Genomic DNA, 18971 nt, shown 5'->3' with positions numbered 1-18971 from the left:
CTATAAAGTGCTTATGCAATTTTAGTGAGTAGGACAACCGCTTCACATGCGATGCCCTCTTTACGACCAGTAAAACCTAATCGCTCAGTAGTCGTAGCTTTGACATTCACATTGTGAAGTTCAGTTTCAAGGTCCTCAGCAATGGCTTGGCACATTGATTCAATATGCGGTGCCATTTTCGGCGCTTGAGCCATAATGGTAACGTCTGCGTTACCCAGTTGATATCCTTGCTCTTTAACGCGACGGTAAACATCTTTGAGCAAGTCACGACTGTTCGCCCCCTTCCACTCTTCATCGGTGTCAGGGAAGTGACGACCAATATCCCCAGCAGCAATAGCGCCAAGTAGAGCATCACACAATGCATGTAGCGCGACATCGCCATCAGAGTGTGCAATCAAACCTTGCTCATAGGGAATCGCTACTCCGCCAATAATAACAGGGCCTTCACCACCAAATTTATGAACATCGAAACCATGACCAATACGAATCATCGTGCTTCCTTATTTTGACTTAGGTAAAACTCAGCTAAAGCCAAATCTTCTGGCTGAGTAATTTTAAAATTGTCCGAGCGCCCTGCTACTAGCAATGGAGATAGTCCTTTCCATTCTAAAGCAGAGGCTTCATCGGTAATGGCAACATTGTTTTGTAAAGCTTCTGTTAGTGCATTAAAAAGCGGCTCACTTCGAAACATCTGCGGAGTCAGTGCGTGCCATAGGTTCTTGCGATCGACGGTTTCTGATATTCCTTTACTGTCCCCACGTTTCATCGTGTCTCGAACAGGCGCAGCCAAGATCCCCCCGACAGGGTGCTCTAAAGCGTGAGCGATGAGTTTATCGATATCATTAATGGTCACACAAGGTCTGGCAGCATCATGAACCATGACCCAATCATTCCCGCCTAAAGTTTGCACATATTCGAGTGCAGAAAGCACCGAATCTGCGCGCTCATTGCCTCCATCTACTCGAATAACATTCGGGTTTTGACTAATGCTTAAGGAGTCGTAGTACGGGTCCTCTTTGTTGATGGCGACAATAACGTTATCAATGCTTGGGTGAGCCAATAACTTTTCAATCGTATGTTCTAATATTGTTTTAGATTGAATAGTTAAATACTGTTTTGGGCGATCAGCCTTCATACGGCTGCCAACCCCTGCGGCCGGAACTATCGCTGTGATCTTTTGAAAGTGTTGCTGCATTTAATTGGTATCCTCGCCAATAATGCGATAAAAAGTTTCTCCATCTTTTACCATACCAAGTTCATGACGAGCCCTTTCTTCAATGGCGTCAAGCCCCTGTCTAAGGTCATCAATCTCCGCGAACATTTCAGCATTTCTAGAGTGAAGCTTATCATTCACTTGCTGCTGAACTTCTATTTCGTTGCGCACACTGTAGTAGTCTGAAATACCATTCTTCCCTAACCAGAGGGTATATTGCAGCCAGCCTAAAAGAATTGTTAGCGCCAAAGCAAAAATTCGCATAACACCTTGTCGTATGTAAAAAAGAAGAAACTAAAATTAGCTCCATATATACCATAATGCGCTAATCGGTGCGAGAAATGGCGTTGCTGTCGAGGATTTAGCTGTTATTTGAGTGAGGTGTAATTCTCATGGGTTGTAGAGCCTGAAAATCTTGGCGTCGATTTTCTGCAAACAAAAAAATGCCCCGCATTCGCGAGGCATTCAAAGCGTTAGTTAAACTTATTCAGTTAAGAATTAAGCTTGACCTTTTACTTCTTTAAGACCGTTGTAAGGAGCTTTAGAACCTAGAGCTTCTTCGATACGGATTAGTTGGTTGTACTTAGCAACACGGTCAGAACGGCTCATAGAACCAGTCTTGATTTGGCCTGCAGCAGTACCTACCGCTAGGTCAGCGATTGTTGCATCTTCAGTTTCGCCAGAACGGTGAGAGATTACAGCTGTGTAACCTGCGTCTTTAGCCATCTTGATTGCAGCTAGAGTCTCAGTTAGAGAACCGATTTGGTTGAACTTGATAAGGATAGAGTTAGCTACGCCTTTCTCAATACCTTCAGCAAGAATCTTAGTGTTAGTAACGAATAGATCGTCACCTACTAGTTGAAGCTTGTCACCTAGTAGTTCAGTTTGGTGCTTGAAGCCATCCCAATCTGACTCGTCAAGACCGTCTTCGATAGAAACGATTGGGAAGTTGTTTGCTAGCTCAGCTAGGTAGTGGTTGAACTCTTCAGAAGAGAAAGTCTTACCTTCGCCTTTCATGTTGTAGATGCCAGCTTCTTTATCGAAGAACTCAGATGCAGCACAGTCCATAGCTAGAGTAACGTCTTTACCTAGTTCGTAACCAGCAGCTGCAACAGCTTCTGCGATAACTTCTAGAGCTTCAGCGTTAGACTTAAGGTTAGGAGCGAAACCACCTTCATCACCAACTGCAGTGCTGTAGCCCTTAGACTTAAGAACTTTAGCTAGGTTGTGGAATACTTCTGCACCTACACGTAGAGCTTCTTTAAGAGTCTTAGCACCAACTGGTTGGATCATGAACTCTTGGATGTCAACGTTGTTATCAGCGTGCTCACCACCGTTGATGATGTTCATCATTGGTAGAGGCATAGAGAACTGACCAGCAGTACCGTTTAGCTCAGCGATGTGCTCGTATAGAGGCATACCTTTAGCTGCTGCAGCTGCTTTCGCGTTTGCTAGAGAAACCGCTAGAATTGCGTTAGCACCGAACTGAGACTTGTTGTCAGTACCATCTAGGTCGATCATAACTTGGTCAACGTCAGCTTGAGCTTTAGCGTCTTTACCAACTAGAGCTTCAGCGATTGCGCCGTTTACAGCTTCAACAGCTTTAAGAACACCTTTACCTAGGAAACGTGCTTTGTCGCCGTCACGTAGCTCAAGAGCTTCGCGAGAACCAGTAGATGCGCCAGATGGAGCAGCAGCCATACCTACGAAACCGCCTTCTAGGTGTACTTCAGCTTCTACAGTTGGGTTACCACGTGAATCGATGATTTCACGACCTAGAACTTTAACGATCTTAGACATTGAATGTTTCCTTCTCGTTGAATATATAAATGTCAAATTTAATAGGTAGCAGCACTACTTACGCAACTACCTGTATTCCTTTTTGCTCTCGAATTGCTTCTACTTTTCGAGTTCGCCGCGTTGGAATTCACCCGCTGCTTTAACAAAGCCAGCAAATAATGGGTGACCATCGCGAGGTGTAGAAGTGAACTCTGGGTGGAATTGAGCTGCAACGAACCATGGGTGGTTCGGGTTCTCAATCACTTCAACCAGTTTCTTGTCTGCTGATAGGCCAGATACTTTTAAGCCTGCTTTTTCGATTTGCGGACGAAGATTGTTGTTCACTTCATAACGGTGACGGTGACGTTCATGGATCGTCGCGCTACCGTATAATTCGTGAGCTTTAGTCCCTTTCGCCAAGTGACAAAGCTGTGAACCTAGGCGCATAGTACCACCTAGATCAGATTTTTCAGTACGTTCTTCAACTTTACCTTCGCCATCAATCCATTCAGTAATCAGACCAACAACTGGGTACTTAGTTTCTTTGCAGAACTCAGAAGAATGCGCACCTTCCATTTTCGCAACGTTACGAGCGTACTCAATAAGCGCTACTTGCATGCCTAGACAGATACCTAAGTACGGTACTTTGTTTTCACGAGCGTATTGAGCAGCAAGAATCTTACCTTCAACACCACGGTCACCAAAGCCACCTGGTACTAGAATCGCATCTAGACCTTCTAAAACTTCTACGCCTTTTGCCTCAACATCTTGAGAGTCTACGTATTTAATATTTACGCTTAGACGGTTCTTAAGACCAGCGTGCTTAAGAGCTTCGTTCACAGATTTGTATGCGTCTGGTAGTTCAATGTACTTACCAACCATACCAATTGTTACTTCACCCGTAGGGTTCGCTTCTTCGTAAATTACCTGTTCCCATTCAGATAGGTCTGCTTCTGGAGCAGTGATGCCAAAACGCTTACATACAAGTTCATCTGTACCTTGAGCTTTAATAAGCTGAGGGATCTTGTAGATTGAGTCAACATCACGCATAGAAATAACAGCATTTTCCTGAACGTTACAGAACAATGCGATTTTCTTACGCTCGTTCGCAGGAATGTTACGGTCTGAACGACAAACTAGAATATCTGGCTGAATACCGATAGACAGTAGCTCTTTCACCGAGTGTTGAGTTGGCTTAGTTTTCACTTCGCCTGCAGCTGCTAGGTAAGGAACTAGTGTTAGGTGCATGAACATTGCACGCTCACGGCCTAGCTCGACAGCTAGCTGACGAATCGCTTCCATAAACGGTAGAGATTCGATATCACCAACCGTACCACCGACTTCAACGATCGCAATATCGTGGCCTTCAGCACCAGAAATCACACGTTCTTTAATTGAGTTAGTGATGTGAGGGATAACCTGGATTGTTGCACCTAGGTAATCACCACGACGCTCTTTACGTAGAACGTCAGCATAAACACGACCTGCTGTGAAGTTGTTACGCTTAGTCATCTTGGTGCGAATGAATCGCTCATAGTGACCAAGGTCAAGGTCAGTTTCAGCGCCATCTTCCGTAACGAACACTTCACCGTGTTGAGTTGGGCTCATAGTGCCTGGATCAACGTTGATGTAAGGGTCAAGCTTCATCATAGTCACTTTAAGACCACGAGCTTCTAAAATAGCTGCAAGCGATGCCGCTGCAATACCTTTACCTAGAGAGGATACAACCCCGCCAGTAACAAAAATGTAATTTGTCGTCATGTTTAACCTGAAATTGGTTGAATGAGGGAAATGGACTACTTCTGGACGGGATGAAAATATACCAGAAGCCCTTTATCGCCACAACGTGAAACTTATCACAGTCGAAATTTTTATTTTTTGCTTCAAATCAAATCAGCCCTAAAGGATTACTCCCCGTTTCTCATCGGACTTCACTTCATCCCACATAGAATCAAGCTCTTGAAGCGAAAAATCGGTTAATTCTTTACCACGTTTATGTACTTTTTGTTCCACACCGTTAAAGCGGCGCTGAAACTTCAAGTTAGCCTTATTTAGTGCCGTTTCCGGGTTTTTCCCTAAATGTCGCACTAAATTCACGGTCGCAAACAACAAATCTCCGAGCTCTTCTTCGACCAGTTCTTCATTGGGCGTCACTTGCAAAGCTTCTTCTAAAACTTCATCAACCTCTTCCAAAACTTTTTCTGCGACAGGGCCGATAGAACCCCAATCAAATCCATATTGAGCGCATTTTTTCTGGATCTTATTCGCTCTAGAAAGGGCAGGCAGCGATTTTGGTATTGAGTCTAGAATACTTTTTTCTGTTTTTCCTGCTTGCACTTTCTCTTTGGCTTTTTCCGCTTCCCAGTTGGCATGAATTTCTTCGTCGTTAGTAAACTCAGTGTCAGAAAAAACGTGAGGATGACGACGCGTCAGTTTTTCGTTGATCCCGTCAACGACATCAGAAAACTCAAACAACCCTTGCTCTTTCGCCAACTGACTATAGAAAATCACTTGAAATAACAGGTCTCCTAGCTCTTCTTGGAGGTTTGGCCAATCTTGATTATGAATGGCATCAACGACTTCGTAGGTTTCTTCGATAGTATGAGGAACAATTGTTTCAAAATTTTGTTTCAAATCCCAAGGACAGCCGCTTTCTGGATCGCGCAGCTTAGCCATTATCTGTTCAAGTTGTTCAATCGGGTGATTCATCGCTTTCTTCCTATTTGCTGTCTTTGTTTCTAAATTCTATACATCTACTAAAACAAAAAAGGTGAGCAGCCAAAACCACTCACCTTTGTAAATACTATCTAATTATGACGAAAGTGTTAGCCGAGGCGTTTCACACTCATAACATCTTTGATCTGCTCAACTCGGCTCGATACACGGCTCAATACTTCAATATTGGTTAACTCAAGATCGAAATCCATCACAGACATCTGACGCTTGTAGTCAGTACGGCTCTTCATCGTCGTCACTTTAATTTTCTCGTTCGAGAACAGCGACGTAATGTCTTTTAGCAAACCACTACGTTCAAGCGCCTCAACTCGAAGAGTCAGGATATATGAACCAACAAACCCACTGCCCCACACGGTATCAATGATTCGCTCCGGTGCGTGAAGACTCAATTCACTTAACTGCTCACAATCACCACGGTGTACTGAAATGCCACGACCTTGAGTAATGTAACCTTTAATGACATCTCCAGGGATCGGCTGACAACAACGCGCTAGATGAGTCATTAAGTTATCTACACCTTCAACAACTACTGCATCTTTCTGTGGGCGACTCTGTTGAGCCGGTTTATTTTCAGATTCTTGCAGTTTCTCGAGAGCTTTCTTATCTTCTTCTTCCGCTGTCGGTTTATTTACGAGTGCGTTGATATGGTTAACGACTTGGTTAATCCGTAAATCACCACTGCCCACCCCTGCGTATAACTCATCAGGAGTGTTCACATTAAAACGCTTCACCGCATACTGGTCAGCATCTTTTAATGTCGCCCCAACCTTCGCCAATTCAGCTTCTAAGATCTCTCGACCGGCTTCTAGGTTTTTCTCACGGCTTTGCTTGCGGAACCACGCGTTAATTTTCGCGCGAGCTCGACCAGAATGAACAAACCCTAACGTCGGGTTTAACCAATCTCGAGATGGGTTAGGTTCTTTTTGGGTGATGATTTCTACTTGGTCACCCATTGATAATTGATGAGTAAACGGGACGATTCGGCCAGCGACTTTAGCACCGATACAACGATGTCCAACCATAGAGTGGATATGGTAAGCAAAATCTAACGGCGTTGCTCCCATTGGCAAATCGACTACATCACCGCGAGGCGTAAAGGCATAAACACGATCATCAAAAACTTGGCTTCGAACTTCATCTAGCATTTCACCAGAATCAGACATTTCTTCCTGCCAATCGATCAGTTTACGCAACCAAGTGATCTTTTCATCGTAACCACTGCGGGCCGTTGAAGCTCCCTCTTTGTACTTCCAGTGCGCAGCTACCCCTAATTCGGAATCTTCATGCATCTGTTTAGTACGAATCTGGATCTCTATCGTTTTGCCTTCTGGGCCAAGTACGACGGTATGGATAGATTGATAACCATTTGGCTTAGGGTTTGCTACATAGTCATCAAATTCACTTGGTAAGTGTTTGAATTTAGTATGAACCACACCTAAGGCGGCATAACAATCTTGTAATTGATCAGCAATAATACGCACAGCTCGCACATCAAAAAGCTCGTCAAACGCCAAGCTCTTCTTCTGCATTTTTCGCCAGATACTGTAAATGTGCTTAGGACGCCCGCTCACTTCCGCGTTAATACTTGAACGCCCCATTTCTGACGTTAAGTCATCCACGAAATCTGTAATGTACTGCTCACGGACAATGCGACGCTCTGATAACTGCTTAGCAATTTGCTTATAGGTCTCGGGCTGCTGGTAGCGGAAAGCGTAATCTTCGATTTCCCACTTAAGTTGACCAATACCTAAACGGTTTGCTAACGGCGCGTAAATATTGGCACACTCTTTCGCTGCCGCTCTACGCACTTCATCCGGCGCTTTTTTAACTTCAATCAGGTTGCAAATTCGTTCAGCCAGTTTGATAACTACGCAGCGAAAATCGTCAACCATCGCTAAAAGCATTCGACGAACATTATCAACTTGACCCGAGGCAGCACTGCCTTCTAAGGTCACATTCAGTTGGCCTAATGCTGCCATTTCTTCAACGCCATCAATCAACTTGATGATTTCTTTGCCATAGTTCTCTTCGAACAACTCACGTTCGAAAGCACCACTTGATACAACGGGAAATAACTGAGCTGCAACTAACGTCGCTTTATCCATTGAAAGCGTCACTAGGATCTCAATCATTTCTCGCCCACGCCACAACAGCAGTGCAGCATGCTCATGATTTTCGAGTAACTCTTCACAGTGGCGATACACTTTAATCAATTTATTCGACGTTTTAGTATCTTGATTAAGAGAGGAAATCCAACTGTCTAGCTCAAACTGTTCGCTTGGGTTTAAATGTGCGCTTCTTACCGCAACCATCTTTTCTTCCTAGTTCTTATGTTTACCCATTCAATATGACTAACTGATTCCAAGTTAGTTCGACTCATATTGAATCAATACGACGCAGGTGGTCGCATTTATAAATTACTTACTTAGCCTTGACGAATAGTGCCATAGACTCAAGATGACTGGTATGTGGGAACATATCCAACATGCCCAGTTTAGTTAGTTGGTAACCTTGCTTCTTGAGGCTTTCACTGTCCCTAGCAAGGGTAGCAGGATTACATGAAACATAAACCACACTATGTGCCCCTAACGCAGAAATTTGATCTACGATACCACTAGCGCCCGCTCTTGCGGGGTCTAGTAACACTTTGTCAAACTTTTCCTTTGCCCAAGGCTGTGAGGAAAGTGTTTCTTCTAAGTTCGCTTGATAAAACTCGACGTTACTTAAATCATTCACTTTAGCGTTAGCTGTTGCTTGTTGAACCATTTCTTCAACGCCTTCAACACCAACCACGTGCTGAGCCTTTTTCGCCAGTGGCAAGCTGAAGTTACCTAACCCACAAAACAGGTCGAGAACTCGCTCCCCCTCTGCAGGGTTAAGCCACTCTATCGCTTGATTCACCATTTTTTGGTTCACTTGCTGGTTCACTTGTATAAAGTGACTTGGAGAAAAAGGAAGTTTTACCCCGACTTCGCTATAACTCGGTACGTGACCAGTTAATAGCACCAACTGATCGTTTTCAGGCATTGAGTAAAGTGTGGCGTTCGATTCGTTGGCTAATTTGACCAAAGCACTCTGTTCTTGTGCTTGTAAGGTTTTAAGGTGACGCAAAACAATCACAGGTCCATCATCGCCTAGTACCAACTCAACATGTCCTAGAGACGTAAGGTTACTGAAAGTATTTAGCAAAGATTTTAACTTAGGTAGTAAGGCGTTTAAGCTTGGTTCGAGCACCGCGCAGTCAGTCACATTCTCAATATGCTTACTTTGTTTTTTACGAAAGCCAAATTGCAGGCTCTGGGACTTTTTATCAACAAATAAACTGATTCGTGCTCGGCGACGATAACCTTTTTCAGCGCCAATCACCGCTTCCGCCGATTCCGTTTCATCACCGATGTACTGACTCATCAAATGCGTTAAAGACTGATTCTTATGCTCTAACTGAGATGCGTAATCCAAGTGTTGTAGATGACAGCCACCACACTGGTTAAAATGCTGACAAAATGGCTCTAGTCGCTTTTCGCTTGGTTTAAGAATTTTAATCAGCTTGGCACGAGCAAACTTACTTTTGCTCTCCGTCAATTGAATCACAACTTGTTCACCAGGCAGAGCTCCATCAATAAAAACAGGCTTTTTACCTTGATGAGCGATGCCTGCACCATTGTGATCCATGCGTTCAACCAAAACCGATTGATGCTTGGTCTCGAATTGAGTTTTCTTTTTTGGTTGAAAAAAACGTGCCATTGCTTGTGCCTAAAGTGTCTATCAAATTATATTTTTTATCCAAGACTCACTATTCTGCCTTGGAATCATTGTCGAACGAAGCGGCTTTGATTAAGCTAACTGCTTACTTAACCGCCTTTGTGCGGTTATTTTCCCATATCCAGACCTCGATGTAATTAAAGAACATGACCAGATATGGCTTAAGAGCCCGCGTAATCACCTTAACTCTAGCCCCTACCTTAATTATTGGGTTGCTACTGAGTGCATTTTTTTCATTTAATCGCTATCAAGATTTAGAAGGTCAGGTGATTAATACAGGCACAAGCATCATCGAACCACTGGCCATTGCGAGTGAATCAGGCATGCAGCTTGAAAGTCGAGAGTCAGTTCGACAATTGATCAGCTACGCCCACCGTAAGAATTCCAAACTGGTACGAAGCATTGCAGTGTTCGATGAGCGTCATGAGCTCTTTGTAACTTCTAACTTTCACCCCGATTTTGAAAGTTTAACGTACCCGAAAGACCAACCTATTCCGCATTTGAGTTCTTCTTACTTAGTCGACAACACCTTAATTTTAAGAACCCCCATTATTGCTGAAGGTCAGTTCATTAACTCTGCAAATGGCCAGTCTCAATCCAACCAAGCGGTTGGTTACATCGCGATTGAACTCGACTTATCATCACTGCGTTTACAACAATACCAAGAAGTCTTTTCTGCCTTTCTGGTCCTTGTCCTTGGTCTTGGCCTTTCTGGCGTATTTGCTTTTCGTCTAATGCACGATGTGACCCAACCGATCACGCACATGAAGAACATGGTAGACCGGATTCGCCGTGGTCATCTTGATGTTCGTATCGAAGGTAAAATGCACGGCGAACTGGATTCTCTCAAAAACGGTATCAATGCGATGGCGGTTTCGCTTTCGGAATACCACGTTGAAATGCAGCATAGTATCGACCAAGCGACTTCCGACTTACGGGAAACATTAGAACAGCTAGAAATCCAGAACGTTGAATTAGACATTGCCAAGAAAAGAGCTCAAGAAGCAGCTCGTGTGAAATCTGAGTTCTTGGCAAATATGTCGCATGAGCTAAGAACACCACTTAATGGCGTCATCGGCTTTACTCGTCAAATGTTGAAGACTCAATTGTCGAATAGTCAGACCGACTATCTGCAAACCATCGAGAAGTCCGCCAATAACCTGCTGAACATCATCAACGACATTCTTGATTTTTCTAAACTGGAAGCCGGAAAACTGGCGCTTGAGAACATCCCATTTGAATTCCAAGAAAGCTTGGAAGAGGTGGTCAATCTACAAGCCACCAGCGCCCATGAAAAAGGCTTAGAACTGACCCTTAAAGTCGACCCTAAGATCCCACCAGGACTAGTGGGCGACCCACTGCGTATACAACAAATTCTAACGAACTTGGTAGGCAACTCAATCAAGTTTACTGAGCGCGGCAACATCGACATCAGCGTTGAGCTTCGCTCTCAATCGGAAGATTTCATCGAGCTGCAGTTTATGGTCCGAGATACCGGTATTGGTATCTCAGAGCGTCAGCAAGCACAGCTGTTCCAAGCCTTTAGCCAAGCGGATGCCAGCATTTCTCGCCGCTATGGCGGTACCGGTTTAGGTCTGGTTATTACCCAGAAACTCGTAGGGCAAATGGGCGGTGAGATCAGCTTAACAAGCCGATTGCACCAAGGCTCGACCTTCTGGTTTACGCTACGCTTAGCCTCTACAGAAATGCCAATGAGTGAGCTAATTGAAACGCAGTCACTGCAAAGTAAACAGCTACTATTGATTGAGCCAAACATGCAAGCTGCCTCTATCACTCAACAGCTTCTCACACAGGAAGGGCTCGTCGTCACTTATCGCTCTGTTATGCCAGACGAAAGCGATCACTACGATTACGTGTTATTGAATTTAGCCGCGAATCAAGAGTACCAACTGGATACGGTCTCAAGCTGGGCGAGCAAAGCACTACAAGTTTCTCAAAACGTCATCATAGGTACTCCTAGTACTGAGTTAGCGCTCGGTGAACAACTATTGAATACACTCGATGTACAATGCTTAACGAAGCCTTTATCTCGTAAAAAGCTTCTCCAAACCTTGATGTCCAAGCAAACGCCAACCTTATTACCTCCGGCGCTCGTCACGCATAGTGAAGAAAAACTACCACTCAAAGTGATGGCTGTGGATGACAACCCCGCTAACTTGAAACTGATCACCGCTCTTCTTCAAGAACGAGTCGAAACCGTGGTTGGGTGCAGTAATGGCCAAAAAGCAATTGATAAAGCGAAAGAGGGCAAATTTGATCTCATTTTCATGGATATTCAAATGCCACAGATGGATGGAGTAACGGCGTGCCAGCATATCAAAGAGCTTGAGAATAATTCAGGAACACCGGTTATTGCCGTGACAGCTCACGCCATGACAGGCGAGCGCGATCGATTATTAGCGGCAGGAATGGATGATTACCTGACCAAACCAATAGAAGAACACGTACTGCAACAAGTACTAGTCCATTGGAACCCTAATGCCTCTGATGAGAAAGTAGATAAAATTGCTCCTGAGCATCCAGCGATCGTTGAACCTGAACTTTGCGAGCCTGCGATAAATGAACACAAAAACATCATCATCGATTGGCAAGCCGCGCTAAAACAAGCAGCGAATAAAGAAGACCTAGCCCGAGACATGCTACAAATGCTCGTCGACTTCATTCCTGAGGTGTATGAAGTGACAGAAAAAGCCATAGAGGAAGATGACTATTCAGTAGAAGATCTCATTCATGTAATACATAAAATGCATGGCAGCAGCTCTTATAGTGGCGTGCCTCGTTTGAAATCCATTTGTGCCACTCTCGAAAAGGAGTTGCGCTCAGGGACTTCAATTGATGATGTTGAGCCAGAACTGTTTGAACTGCAAGATGAGCTCGATAAGGTAAAAGCGACGGCAGTTCACTACCTCAATTAACTTTTTTAGACCAATCAATGTGGTGTTATGACAATAGGAGGATATTGCTCATAGCACCAAGCTACTCATCAGATAGATAAAGGGTTAAGACTCTAAAAGAACGGTCGCGACAGCATAGTGTCGTTCATCTGAAATGGTTAAATGTACCGAGCCCACATTCATTTGCTCTGCAATTTGAGAAGCTTTGTTGTGTAACGTTAAGATCGGTTTTCCATTCTCGTCGTTAGCAATCACAAAATCATGAAAAGTCACGCCCATGGCAATACCAGTACCTAACGCTTTAGAAGCCGCTTCCTTAGCTGCAAAACGCTTAGCTAAGTAGCGACCTTTTTGCTTTAGCTGTTGAAAGACAAGAAACTCTGATTCCGCAAGGATACGCTTAGCAAACGCCTCCCCACTTCGGTTTAACGCTTTTTCCACTCGCTCAATTTCAGCGATGTCCGTTCCCAGTCCTACAACAGCCATTTGTTACCTTACCAACTCAAGTATGCTTGATTACGCGTTGCTGCGTGCGTGTTCCATGATAGCTTTCATGTCAGCTACCGCTTTGTTCAAGCCATCAAAAACGGCACGTCCCATAATAGAGTGGCCGATATTCAGTTCATAAATCTCAGGTAGCGCCGCAATTGGTGCCACATTGTGATACGTCAGGCCATGGCCAGCGTTAACGGTAATACCAAGATCATCCGCATAGCTTGCACCCGCCGCAATTTTCTTTAGCTCGTCTTGTTGATCTTCTTCTGTCTTCGCTTCCGCGTAATGACCGGTATGAAGTTCAATGAATGGTGCACCACAAGCTTTCGCCGCATCAATTTGCTCACGATCGGCATCGATGAAAAGTGAAACTTTAATACCCGCTTCTGTCAGTGTTTGAGTTGCGGCTTTTACTTTTTCAAGTTGACCAACCACATCTAAACCACCTTCGGTAGTTAGCTCTTCACGCTTTTCAGGCACTAAACATACGAACTCCGGCTTCGTCTTTAGAGCGATCTCAACCATTTCATCAGTCACTGCCATCTCTAAATTCATACGAGTTTGGATCGTTTCAGCCAAAATACGTACATCGCGATCTAAAATATGACGACGGTCTTCACGCAGGTGAATCGTGATGCCATCCGCGCCTGCACGTTCAGCAATTTCAGCTGCATGAACAGGATCTGGGTATTTAGTTCCACGCGCGTTTCGTAACGTTGCGATGTGATCGATATTGACGCCTAAAAGGATTGAGCTCATTTTCCAACACTCCGTGCTCTGGGAAGACCTGTTCTAGGTAGGAACAGTTCTCTACTTTTTAATGGTTTGCCGCCAAGATACGGCTTTAATGCTATACGTGTAAAGCGTTTTGCTGCTTTTAACTGCTCTTTAGTGATAAACCTACGCTCACTGATTGCAATGAGTTCATCGCCGACAAATGTTAAGTTATCTCTACGTACCGACGCGATAAAACCTTTTTGCTCACGGTAGCGATAAGTCATTGTTGGATCGATAGGTTCTCCGGTTCCTGCACAATGCAAAAAATCGACTCCGTATCCCATTGCAGACAATAAAGCCAATTCAAAACGGCGCAGCGCAGGCTCTGGGTTTTCATTATGAGCGAGTTCTGTTAAAGCATGAAGATAGTCGTGAAAAAGTGCTGGCATCGGGACTTCAGCCATCAGTACCCGCCCAACCAGTTCGTTCACATACATCGCAGAATATAGATTGATACCCGTAAGCGGTAATCCAAGGCTAATTGGCTCGGCTTGGCGTAGAGTTTTCATCGAGCTGTTACCCGACCATTTCAGCAACAGTGGAGTAAAAGGCTGCAATGCACCTTTTAAATTGGATCGCTTGCTGCGAGCCCCTTTCGACATTAAGGTAAGCCGACCATACTCTTCGGAAAACACATCCAAGATTAAGCTCGACTCACTGTATGGTCGGCGGTGCAGAACAAAACAACGCTGTAAGCCTTCGCTCAATACTCTACCCTTCTTACAGATACAAAAAGAGAGAGCAAGCACTCTCTCTTCCTTACTAATTAGATGCTTTCTTTCTGCTTAGAGAAAGCGAGCGTTAACCTAATTATAGATCGTCAATGTAGCCAAGTGAACGTAGTGCACGTTCATCATCAGCCCAACCTGACTTCACTTTAACCCAAGTTTCTAAGTAAACTTTGCGACCGAATAATTCTTCCATATCGATACGCGCTTCGCGACCAATCGTTTTGATTTTCTCACCCGCTTTACCAATCACCATTTTCTTCTGACCAGTACGCTCAACCAGAATAAGTGCATTGATGTGGAAGCCATCGTTATCTGGGTTGTAATCAAAGCGTTCGATTTCAACTGTCACAGAATACGGCAACTCGTCACCCGTGAATCGCATTAGCTTTTCACGAATAATTTCAGAGGCCATAAAACGCTGAGAGCGATCCGTTACGTATTCTTCTGGGAAGTGATGCGTCGCTTTTGGCAAATGCTCACGAACGTGCTTACGTAATACGTCGGTATTCTTACCGTGCTTAGCTGAAATTGGCACAACATCGATGAAGTCCATCTTCTTCGATACTTGCATCATATGCTGCATCACGTCAGTACGGTCTTGTACGTTATCCACTTTATTCACGCACAATACTACTGGGAAATCGGTCTTCTTCAGTTTGTTCAGAACCATTTCATCGTCTTCAGTCCAGTGCGTACCGTCGACAAGGAAAAACACTAGATTAACATCACTCAATGAGCTGTTCGCAGCACGGTTCATTAAACGGTTAATCGCACGCTTCTCTTCGATGTGAAGTCCTGGAGTATCAACATAAATCGCTTGGTAATCGCCTTCAGTTTCAACACCCATAATACGGTGACGAGTCGTCTGCGGCTTACGCGAAGTAATAGAGATTTTTTGACCCAAAATATGGTTCAAAAGTGTCGATTTACCTACGTTCGGACGGCCTACGATTGCGATAAAACCACAGTGTTGGTTTTCCGGTAGGCTAGGTTCTTTGTTATCAGATGCAAAGAATGCATCGATATCGAATTCTTGGTTGTTATCAGACATTGCTAAGTTGCTCTAATGCTGTTTCAGCAGCCGCTTGTTCTGCCTTGCGGCGGCTAGTGCCTTTACCGATAACAGGTTTATCCACACCTGCCACTTCACACTCAACCGTAAACTCTTGGTTGTGTGCTTCACCTTTAATATTAGTCACTGTGTAGACAGGTAGCGGATTTCTTCGACCTTGCAAAAACTCTTGTAAGCGAGTTTTTGGGTCTTTTTGAGATACACCAGGCTGAATAGACTCTAGGCGAGATTGATACCAGCTTAAAATGATGCCGCGAACCGTCTCCGTATCGCTATCTAAATAGATAGCACCGATGATCGCTTCAACAGCATCCGCTAGGATAGAATCACGACGGAAACCGCCACTCTTCAACTCACCTGGACCTAATTTTAAGTAATCTCCTAGTTCGAATTCACGACCTAGTTCTGCCAACGTATGACCACGTACCAATGTGGCACGCATGCGGCTCATGTCACCTTCGTTCACCTTAGGAAAACGGTGATAAAGATCATCAGCGATAACAAAACTTAAAATTGAATCGCCCAGAAACTCAAGACGTTCGTTATGTTTACCAGCGGCGCTACGGTGAGTCAGCGCCAAGTGGATAAGATCGGAATCGTTGAACTGATACCCGATCTTTCTCTCTAGTTTATCAATTGGAGAATTCATGCTCTCTCGATGTGTTATGTGATCGATTAATTAATTCCACCGATGCGGTTAAAGCGCACACCGGTTGGAATCCAAGAAGGTAAAACACTGCTTGAATCGCGTTCGAACTCGAAGCTGATCCAAATAGCCACTGCTTTACCCACTAGGTTTGCTTCAGGAACAAATCCCCAGTAACGGCTGTCAGCACTGTTGTCACGGTTATCACCCATTACAAAATACTGGCCTTCAGGAACGACCCATTCGTTAACGCCATTACGAGGTTGGTACGATTCAGTACGGTCACGACGTAATGGATTAACTAAGATTTGGTGCTCAACTTCACCCAATTTTTCGTTGAGTTGAATCAGCGGCACACCATCTTGAACAAATTGGCTTTCTTCTACGTTGCTCAGTTTTACAGGCTTACAACTGCGCTCACCTTTCGGCTGAATACAAATTTCTTTTTGGCTACTGTAACGGATCGTATCACCTGGCAAGCCAACCACACGCTTGATGTAGTCAATGCTTGGCTGAGGTGGGTACTTAAATACCACTGAGTCACCACGCTCTGGCTTACCCGTTTCAACAAGTTGAGTGCGCCATACTGGGTCTTTTAACCCGTAAGCATATTTTTCAACAAGAATGAAATCACCCACTAAAAGGGTTGGCATCATGGAGCCTGATGGAATTTGGAACGGTTCGTAGATAAATGAACGTAGAACCAAAACAAACGCAATAACAGGAAAAATGGAGACACTGTTCTCAATCCACCATGGCTGAGCAACGACTTTTGCGCTCACTTGAGCGTCGATACCATTGGTTTGCGCTTCAACTTCAACAAGTTTTTGTTGGCGTTTCTTAGCCCATACAAGCTTTTCAAGAGCCCATACAATGCCTGTCACTACTGTCACAATCACTAAGATAAGCGAGAACGTATTAGCCATTTATTTCCCTTAAATTTTCATTTCTATAAAAATAACGAAAGTGAAAGAATAGTAACTACTCTTTCACTCTCAATTATTCATCTATTCAAAAATAGACTTAATCTTTACCAACATGAAGAATCGCTAAGAATGCTTCTTGAGGCAGCTCTACGTTACCGATCTGCTTCATACGCTTCTTACCTTCTTTCTGTTTCTTCAGAAGTTTCTTCTTACGGCTCACGTCACCACCGTAACATTTCGCGATTACGTTTTTACGTAACTGCTTAACGGTAGAACGAGCAATAATATGGTTACCAATCGCCGCTTGAATCGCGATATCAAACATCTGACGAGGGATAAACTCTTTCATCTTCTCAACCAATAGGCGGCCACGAGACTGAGAGTTATCTTTGTGCGTAATGATCGCTAGAGCGTCAACCGTATCACCATTCAATAGAACGTCTACACGAACCATATTTGATGGCTCATAACGGTGGAAGTTGTAATCTAGAGAAGCGTAGCCACGAGACGTCGATTTCAGACGATCGAAGAAATCGAGAACCACTTCAGCCATTGGTAAGTCGTATGTCACAGCAACTTGGTTACCGTGGTAAACCATGTCTACTTGAACACCACGTTTTTCCACACAAAGGGTGATAACGTTACCTAGGTACTCAGCGGGTACTAGGATGTTACAACGAGCGATAGGCTCACGAATTTCTTGTAGGTCGTTAACCGCAGGTAGCTTAGCAGGGCTGTCAACGTAAAGTACGGTACCGTCCGTTTTTTCTACTTCATATACTACGGTTGGTGCTGTTGTGATTAGGTCTAGGTCATATTCACGCTCTAAACGCTCTTGAATGATTTCCATGTGTAGCATACCTAAGAAGCCACAACGGAAACCAAAACCAAGTGCTGCCGAGTTCTCTGGTTCGAAGAACAAAGATGCATCATTTAGGCTTAGCTTACCTAGTGCATCACGGAAGTTTTCGTAATCATCAGAAGAAACAGGGAACAGACCTGCATATACCTGTGGTTTTACTTTTTGGAAGCCCGGTAGACGCTCTGTGCTACCACCTTTTGCAAGTGTCAGCGTATCACCTACAGGTGCACCCAGAATGTCTTTAATACCACATACAACCCAACCTACTTCACCAGTGTTCAGCTCAGTGGTATCGATTTGTTTCGGTGTGAAGATACCAAGACGGTCTACACCCCAAACTTGGTCCGTCGACATTACTTTGATTTTGTCGTTCTTCTTCAACTTACCGTTTTTGATACGAACAAGAGACACAACACCCAAGTAGTTATCAAACCAAGAGTCGATGATTAGCGCTTGTAGAGGAGCTTCAGGATCGCCTTCTGGAGCAGGGATAGCCGTTACGATGTTTTCTAGTACATCTTCGACACCTAAACCAGTTTTCGCTGAACAGCGAGTCGCTTCCATTGCATCAATGCCAACGATCTCTTCAATTTCTTCAGACACACGCTCTGGTTCTGCAGCTGGTAAGTCAATCTTGTTCAAGATTGGCACGACTTCCAGATCCATTTCAATTGCGGTATAACAGTTTGCAAGAGTTTGTGCTTCAACACCTTGGCCTGCATCCACCACGAGCAATGCACCTTCACACGCCGCAAGAGAACGAGAGACTTCGTACGAGAAGTCTACGTGCCCTGGGGTATCGATGAAGTTAAGTTGGTAAGTCTCACCATCTTTAGCTTTGTAATCCAAAGTCACACTTTGCGCTTTGATTGTGATGCCGCGCTCGCGTTCTATATCCATAGAATCGAGGACTTGTGCGTCCATTTCACGTTCACTTAAACCACCACATACTTGGATTAAGCGGTCAGAAAGGGTCGACTTACCGTGGTCGATGTGGGCGATAATCGAAAAATTACGAATGTGCTTCATAGGCTTGGTGTGACTAAACTCTTTGAAA

At 44.3% G+C, this 18971-nt stretch carries 16 protein-coding genes; 1 reads left to right on the top strand and 15 read right to left on the bottom strand.

Annotated features, from left to right (window positions below; all coding sequences use genetic code 11):
• Window positions 1-11: 11 nt before the first annotated feature.
• The 8 genes from ispF to rlmD all read right to left on the bottom strand — a co-directional run bounded on the left by ispF (window position 12) and on the right by rlmD (window position 9472).
• Window positions 12-491, bottom strand: a complete 480-nt coding sequence (gene ispF, locus ACHUFI_RS06895) for a 2-C-methyl-D-erythritol 2,4-cyclodiphosphate synthase (RefSeq protein ID WP_394247610.1) — start codon at window positions 489-491, stop codon at window positions 12-14.
• Window positions 488-1195 (bottom strand): 2-C-methyl-D-erythritol 4-phosphate cytidylyltransferase, encoded by a 708-nt coding sequence (ispD, locus tag ACHUFI_RS06890; protein WP_394247609.1) that lies wholly within the window; start codon window positions 1193-1195, stop codon window positions 488-490. The genes ispF and ispD overlap by 4 nt, the downstream gene beginning before the upstream one ends.
• A complete protein-coding gene (ftsB, locus tag ACHUFI_RS06885; RefSeq protein WP_394247608.1) occupies window positions 1196-1477 on the bottom strand; it encodes a cell division protein FtsB in 282 nt (93 codons plus the stop codon).
• Between the two features lie 234 nt (window positions 1478-1711).
• Entirely contained in the window at window positions 1712-3013 is a 1302-nt protein-coding gene (gene eno, locus ACHUFI_RS06880) for a phosphopyruvate hydratase (RefSeq protein WP_137355368.1), read from the bottom strand.
• A gap of 99 nt (window positions 3014-3112) precedes the next feature.
• Window positions 3113-4753: a CTP synthase gene (locus ACHUFI_RS06875; protein ID WP_394247607.1), complete on the bottom strand. Its 1641-nt coding sequence runs from the start codon at window positions 4751-4753 to the stop codon at window positions 3113-3115.
• 138 nt (window positions 4754-4891) lie between these two features.
• Window positions 4892-5701: a nucleoside triphosphate pyrophosphohydrolase gene (mazG, locus tag ACHUFI_RS06870; protein WP_394247606.1), complete on the bottom strand. Its 810-nt coding sequence runs from the start codon at window positions 5699-5701 to the stop codon at window positions 4892-4894.
• A 116-nt stretch (window positions 5702-5817) separates the two neighbouring features.
• Window positions 5818-8040 carry a GTP diphosphokinase gene (relA, locus tag ACHUFI_RS06865; protein ID WP_394247605.1) on the bottom strand — a complete coding sequence of 741 codons (2223 nt, stop codon included), beginning with the start codon at window positions 8038-8040 and terminating at the stop codon, window positions 5818-5820.
• 109 nt (window positions 8041-8149) lie between these two features.
• On the bottom strand, window positions 8150-9472 hold the full coding sequence (rlmD, locus tag ACHUFI_RS06860) for a 23S rRNA (uracil(1939)-C(5))-methyltransferase RlmD (RefSeq protein ID WP_394247604.1): 1323 nt from the start codon (window positions 9470-9472) through the stop codon (window positions 8150-8152).
• A 164-nt stretch (window positions 9473-9636) separates the two neighbouring features.
• Here rlmD and barA point away from each other — a divergent pair, with 164 nt between their 5' ends.
• Entirely contained in the window at window positions 9637-12426 is a 2790-nt protein-coding gene (barA, locus tag ACHUFI_RS06855) for a two-component sensor histidine kinase BarA (protein ID WP_394247603.1), read from the top strand.
• Window positions 12427-12510: 84 nt separating this feature from the next.
• Here the strand turns inward: barA and acpS are convergent, their stop codons facing one another.
• The 7 genes from acpS to lepA form a co-directional block, all read right to left on the bottom strand.
• The gene (acpS, locus tag ACHUFI_RS06850) at window positions 12511-12891 is read right to left on the bottom strand and encodes a holo-ACP synthase (protein WP_394247602.1); all 381 of its coding nucleotides are present in this window, start codon (window positions 12889-12891) and stop codon (window positions 12511-12513) included.
• 30 nt (window positions 12892-12921) lie between these two features.
• Complete coding sequence (gene pdxJ, locus ACHUFI_RS06845) at window positions 12922-13659, bottom strand: pyridoxine 5'-phosphate synthase (protein ID WP_394247601.1); 738 nt, start codon at window positions 13657-13659, stop codon at window positions 12922-12924.
• Complete coding sequence (recO, locus tag ACHUFI_RS06840; RefSeq protein ID WP_394248080.1) at window positions 13656-14384, bottom strand: DNA repair protein RecO; 729 nt, start codon at window positions 14382-14384, stop codon at window positions 13656-13658. The genes pdxJ and recO overlap by 4 nt, the downstream gene beginning before the upstream one ends.
• A gap of 103 nt (window positions 14385-14487) precedes the next feature.
• Window positions 14488-15459, bottom strand: a complete 972-nt coding sequence (era, locus tag ACHUFI_RS06835; RefSeq protein ID WP_137355358.1) for a GTPase Era — start codon at window positions 15457-15459, stop codon at window positions 14488-14490.
• Window positions 15452-16129, bottom strand: coding sequence for a ribonuclease III (gene rnc / locus ACHUFI_RS06830; RefSeq protein ID WP_137355357.1), 678 nt, complete (start codon window positions 16127-16129; stop codon window positions 15452-15454). Before rnc ends, era begins: the two co-directional genes overlap by 8 nt.
• A 26-nt stretch (window positions 16130-16155) precedes the next feature.
• Window positions 16156-17052, bottom strand: coding sequence for a signal peptidase I (gene lepB / locus ACHUFI_RS06825; protein WP_394247600.1), 897 nt, complete (start codon window positions 17050-17052; stop codon window positions 16156-16158).
• 97 nt (window positions 17053-17149) lie between these two features.
• On the bottom strand, window positions 17150-18943 hold the full coding sequence (lepA, locus tag ACHUFI_RS06820; protein WP_394248078.1) for a translation elongation factor 4: 1794 nt from the start codon (window positions 18941-18943) through the stop codon (window positions 17150-17152).
• Window positions 18944-18971: the final 28 nt, after the last annotated feature.

Source organism: Vibrio profundi (assembly GCF_043642225.1).
Taxonomy (GTDB): Bacteria; Pseudomonadota; Gammaproteobacteria; order Enterobacterales; family Vibrionaceae; genus Vibrio; species Vibrio profundi_A.
The sequence above is the reverse complement of the archived record's forward strand: the minus strand, read 5'-3'. Positions and strand labels throughout refer to the sequence as shown.